Annotated in this window: 2 rRNA genes (1 of these 2 only partly in view); both read right to left on the bottom strand. The window is 47.3% G+C overall.

The annotated features are described in order from the left end of the window. Positions 1-13: 13 nt before the first annotated feature. Positions 14-125, bottom strand: a 5S ribosomal RNA gene (rrf, locus tag HGH90_RS31425). 84 nt (positions 126-209) lie between these two features. Further along, positions 210-1838: ribosomal RNA gene (locus tag HGH90_RS31420) — 23S ribosomal RNA — on the bottom strand (it continues 1254 nt past the right edge of the window).

Below are 1838 nucleotides of genomic sequence, written 5' to 3'. Positions count from 1 at the left end.
CTTTTCTTAATAAGTATGGCAGCTACCTACTCTCCCGCATGATAGTGCAGTACCATCGGCCATGAGGGGCTTAACTTCTCTGTTCGGAATGGGAAGAGGTGAACACCCTCGGCATAACCACCATAAGATCTTTTTGCTGTTACAGCAAACTAATAAGATAACATATCGGGAAAGTTGTATTCAAAATTCTTTAGCGCAGTATAAAAATAAAATTAAAGCTTACGGGCAATTAGTATTACTCGGCTGCGATGTTACCACCCTTACACCTGTAACCTATCAACGTCGTAGTCTGCGACGGCCCTTAAAAGTAAACTCATCTTGAAGCAGGTTTCACGCTTAGATGCTTTCAGCGTTTATCCTATCCGTACATAGCTACTCTGCACTGCACCTGGCGGCACAACAGATACACCAGCGGTACGTACGACCCGGTCCTCTCGTACTAAGGTCATGTCCTCTCAATTTACTAACGATCACAACAGATAGGGACCGAACTGTCTTGCGACGTTCTGAACCCAGTTCACGTGCCACTTTAATCGGCGAACAGCCGAACCCTTGGGACCTTCTCCAGCCCCAGGATGTGACGAACCGACATCGAGGTGCCAAACCTCACCGTCGATATGAGCTCTTGGGTGAGATCAGCCTGTTATCCCCGGAGTACCTTTTATCCTTTGAGCGATGGCCCTTCCATACAGAACCACCGGATCACTTTAGCCTGCTTTCGCACCTGCTCGGCTTGTTTGCCTCACAGTCAAGCACCCTTATACTAATGCGCTCTGCGTACGATTACCAACCGTACTGAGGGTACCTTTGCGAGCCTCCGTTACCTTTTAGGAGGCGACCACCCCAGTCAAACTACCCACCAAACAATGTCTCCGTTGCCGGATTAGACTCTAAATAACAGAAGGTTGGTATTTCAACGATGACTCCACAAGTCCTGGCGAACCTGCTTCATAGTCTCCCAACTATCCTACACATCTGGCATTCAAAATCAATGTTAAGTTGTAGTGAAGGTTCACGGGGTCTTTCCGTCCCGTTGCGATTAACCGGCATCTTCACCGATACTACAATTTCACCGAGCTCGTGGTAGAGACAGTGTACAACTCATTAGACCATTCGTGCAGGTCGGAACTTACCCGACAAGGAATTTCGCTACCTTAGGACCGTTATAGTTACGGCCGCCGTTTACTGGGGCTTCAGTCAGAAGCTTTGGATTACTCCGAACATCCTTCCTTAACCTTCCAGCACCGGGCAGGTATCAGGCTCTATACGTCATCTTTCGATTTTGCAGGGCCCTGTGTTTTTGTTAAACAGTTGGTTGTACCATTTTACTGAGGCCACATCACTGTGGCACGCCTTATCCCGAAGTTACAGCGTCAATTTGCCTAGTTCCTTTACCACGGATCACTCGAGCGCCTGAGAATACTCATCTCGACTACCTGTGTCGGTTTGCGGTACGGGCTGCTATAAACGAACCTTAGAAGTTTTTCTTGGAAGTCTGATTAGGGATACTATCAGCGCGGCCGAAGCTTTGCTGTACTATCAGGTTCATCATCCCTGGCGGATTTACCTACCAAGAATATAACTACACCCTTTAACGCACTATTCCGTAAGTGCGCGATCCTTTCACTACTCCGTTACTCCATCGAATTTATAGCAGGTACTGGAATATTCACCAGTTTGCCATCAGCTTCACCTCTCGGCTTTGCCTAAGGACCCGACTAACCCTGATCCGATTAGCGTTGATCAGGAACCCTTAGTCTTACGGCGATAAGATTTTTCATCTTATTTATCGTTACTTATGCCTACATTTTCTTTTCTAAACGCTCCAGCATGTCTCA

It is taken from the genome of Chitinophaga sp. Ak27 (assembly GCF_012726295.1).
In the GTDB taxonomy this organism is placed as follows: domain Bacteria; phylum Bacteroidota; class Bacteroidia; order Chitinophagales; family Chitinophagaceae; genus Chitinophaga.
This window is presented reverse-complemented; position numbering and strand designations above follow the sequence as displayed.